This is a genomic window from Nocardia sp. CC201C (assembly GCF_030010695.1).
Classification (GTDB): Bacteria; Actinomycetota; Actinomycetes; order Mycobacteriales; family Mycobacteriaceae; genus Nocardia; species Nocardia otitidiscaviarum.
Genome location: NZ_JASCXP010000630.1, coordinates 1 through 2,712, shown reverse-complemented (window position 1 = coordinate 2,712; position 2,712 = coordinate 1). Strand labels below are relative to the sequence as shown.

Below are 2,712 nucleotides of genomic sequence, written 5' to 3'. Positions count from 1 at the left end.
CCGCGGGCACGCAGACCTCACGGGCCGGTGTTCGGTGCGCGGGTCGGGCGCGCGCGGAGGCCGGGATGACCACGCCGTGGCGCAGTGTCGTGCCCGCCGCCTCCTGGGCGCGCAACCAGGCCCGCAGATTGTTGGAGGCGATACTGGGCAGGAACTCGACGGCACGGTCCCACTCCAGGCCCTCCACGGCGCGCGGATCGCTCACCGCGGTCACGACGACGGCATATGCCGTACCCACGGTCGCGATCATCCGCATCAACCCCTTGTCCTGTCGTGCCGTTCGCCGATATCCCGGTCCGTCAGCGGTCCGGGACTCGTTGTGATCTTTCAGGATACGACGAAATATATTGCACTACTGGGCGTTTCATTACGCATATTGTTCGGTCGGCTCCATTGTGCGGTCCGCGGCGCGGTTTGCTGGGGCGGTGCGTGGACGGTCGCGGTTCAGCTCACTCGCGCCACCACCGCGCGCGGCAGCCGGGGCAGTACCGCGCCGATCAGCCGCCAGGGCCAGGCGGGCACATCGGCGCGCACCGGCTCGCGCTCGATGGCGGCCACCATGGCGGCCACGCCCTTGTCCAGCGAGGCAACGAGTTTCGCGTCCCCCGCCTGTGCCGACATCTCGGTGGCGATGAATCCCGGCTGCACGGTGGTGACGGTGATCGGGCTGCTCCGCAATTCGATGGCGAGACCCTCGCCGAGCGCTGACAGCCCGGCTTTGCTGGCCGCGTACGCCGTCTTCCTACCGGGCAGCCCGCGCACCGCGCTCATGGAGGAGATCAGCACCAGATGACCGGACCGCTGCTCGCGGAAGATGCTCAGGGCGGCTTCGGCCTGGGCCAGCGCGCTCACGAAATTTGTGGTGGCGGTGGCGATATTGGCCTCGGCGCGGCCGGTGCCCAGTCGGGCGCCCTTTCCGATGCCCGCGTTCACGATGATCCGGTCCAGCCCGCCCAGTTCCTCGCGCAACTCGCCGAACACCTTCGGCACCGCCGCGTGGTCGTCCACGTCCAGGGCGCGCACCGCGACGGTGATGTCCGGATGGGCGGCGCACAGTTCGTCGCGCAGTTCCGTCAACCGGTCCAGTCGGCGCGCGCACAGCGCCAGATCGCGGCCGCGGCGGGCGAACTCGCGCGCCATGCCCGCACCGAGTCCGGAACTCGCCCCGGTGATCAGAATTCTGCGCCTCGTCATACCGCCACCCTAGCCGGACCGCACGGTCGGAATGCTGTGCTCGTCAGCCGAACGAGCCGGTGCCGGGTGGTTTGGGAACCATGCGCCAGCTCCCGCAGTTGTCGCTGCGGAATGCCACATCGGTGGCCTTTATCTCCACCCGGACGGGACGGACCCGGGTGAAGTCGCTGGCGATGATGTAATAGTTCGGATCGTTGTAGTCGGTATCGGTCTGGACTTTCCACAACCGCCGCCAGAAACAGGCGACGGCGGGATCTTCGACGCCACTGGCCTCGTAGTAACCCGGCTGAATATCCACGCCGACCAGATACTGACCATCACCCGGCATTTCCGCGGCCGGTGCCGCGGCGGCGACACCCGCTGTCAGCGGTATGAGCGCGGACGCCATGACCCCCGCGATCGCAAGCGTGCGCATACGCACGACGGTCCTCCCTCGCAGTTCGCGACGGCCGCACACGGAATTCCGGTGCGTGCGGCCCCGTGGTGAAAGATCCCCGAATCTCTCCGGGCGCAGGTCTATCAGAGAAAACGTGGGTAAATGTGAGGAACGCCCGAATTCATTGCGTACAAACCGGTTTCAATGTGCTCGATCGAGGGTGCCGTGCGGCGGTTCCCGGATCGTCCCCGCGGGTTCCCCTCGGACCCACGGGGACCGCGCCGCCGGGTTCGAGGCGGTGGCGCGTAGAAAAAGGTACCGGATGGTTTCACAACTGGGCAAATCGTCCATTCGCTTAGCTCTGCGAATGATTTTGGGCGGCAATCCGACCGCCCGGACGTTTCGGAATTAGGTATCAACCACCGATGTCGTTCCCGGGTCGGCTCGCGATATTCAGGACATGACACACTTGCGGCCCCTCCCCACCCTGACCGCCACCCGCACCGGCCAGCCGGGGTGCGCCGCCCGCTGCGCCCGGCTGTGCACCGACTCCGGCCTCGCCGAGGTGCTGGGCGCCGACAAGGCCCTGCTGCACTGGCGCGCCCTGCGTCGCCTGGGCGACCCCGGGCTGGCCGAACACGCCGTCCAGGAGACCCTGCTCCGGGCCTGGCGCGCTTGCGGCACCTACAACCCCGACCGCGGCAGCGTGCGCACCTGGCTGCTCACCATCGAACGCAATGTCCTCACCGATATCGCCCGGGTGCGCGCCGCTCGCCCCGGTGACAGCGCCTGGGACGAACTCGGCGACGTGGCCGAGGGCCACTACGCCCGCCCGGATTTCGCCGATACCCTCGCCGACGGGCTGCTGGTCGCGGAACTGCTCTCCCGGCTGCCCGCGCCACAGCGCGACGCCGTCGTGCAGGTGATCCTCAATGATCGCGCCTACCAGGATGTGGCCGCCGATATGGGGGTCCCCGTCGGCACCGTCAAAACCCGCGTGCACTACGCCCTGCGCTCCCTGCGCCGACTGCCCCTCAGTGCCTGATCCCCCGTCCCGACGCCCCAGGAGTTCCCATGAAACGCGCCGGTCCCGTCCTCACCCTCCTCGCGGTGGCCGCCGTCGGCGGCGGCCTGCTGCTGAC

The 2,712-nt window shown here is 68.5% G+C and carries 4 protein-coding genes; 1 reads left to right on the top strand and 3 read right to left on the bottom strand.

Annotation, left to right across the window (positions count from 1 at the left end; genetic code table 11):
• The 3 genes from QK444_RS35180 to QK444_RS35170 all read right to left on the bottom strand — a co-directional run.
• A partial coding sequence (locus QK444_RS35180) for a hypothetical protein (RefSeq protein WP_282786304.1) occupies window positions 1-250 on the bottom strand: 250 nt, incomplete at its 3' end.
• A gap of 194 nt (window positions 251-444) precedes the next feature.
• The gene (locus QK444_RS35175) at window positions 445-1,194 is read right to left on the bottom strand and encodes an SDR family oxidoreductase (RefSeq protein WP_282786302.1); all 750 of its coding nucleotides are present in this window, start codon (window positions 1,192-1,194) and stop codon (window positions 445-447) included.
• Between the two features lie 43 nt (window positions 1,195-1,237).
• Window positions 1,238-1,609 (bottom strand): hypothetical protein, encoded by a 372-nt coding sequence (locus QK444_RS35170; RefSeq protein WP_282786305.1) that lies wholly within the window; start codon window positions 1,607-1,609, stop codon window positions 1,238-1,240.
• Between the two features lie 421 nt (window positions 1,610-2,030).
• Here QK444_RS35170 and QK444_RS35165 point away from each other — a divergent pair, with 421 nt between their 5' ends.
• Window positions 2,031-2,615 (top strand): sigma-70 family RNA polymerase sigma factor, encoded by a 585-nt coding sequence (locus QK444_RS35165; protein ID WP_282786301.1) that lies wholly within the window; start codon window positions 2,031-2,033, stop codon window positions 2,613-2,615.
• Window positions 2,616-2,712 lie beyond the last annotated feature (97 nt).

Bases quoted from the DNA above. Each gene is read 5' to 3' on its own strand.
- QK444_RS35165 (WP_282786301.1), top strand. From the start codon at position 2,031: ATGACACACTTGCGGCCCCTCCCCACCCTGACCGCCACCCGCACCGGC.
- QK444_RS35175 (WP_282786302.1), bottom strand. From the start codon at position 1,194: ATGACGAGGCGCAGAATTCTGATCACCGGGGCGAGTTCCGGACTCGGT.
- QK444_RS35170 (WP_282786305.1), bottom strand. From the start codon at position 1,609: ATGCGCACGCTTGCGATCGCGGGGGTCATGGCGTCCGCGCTCATACCG.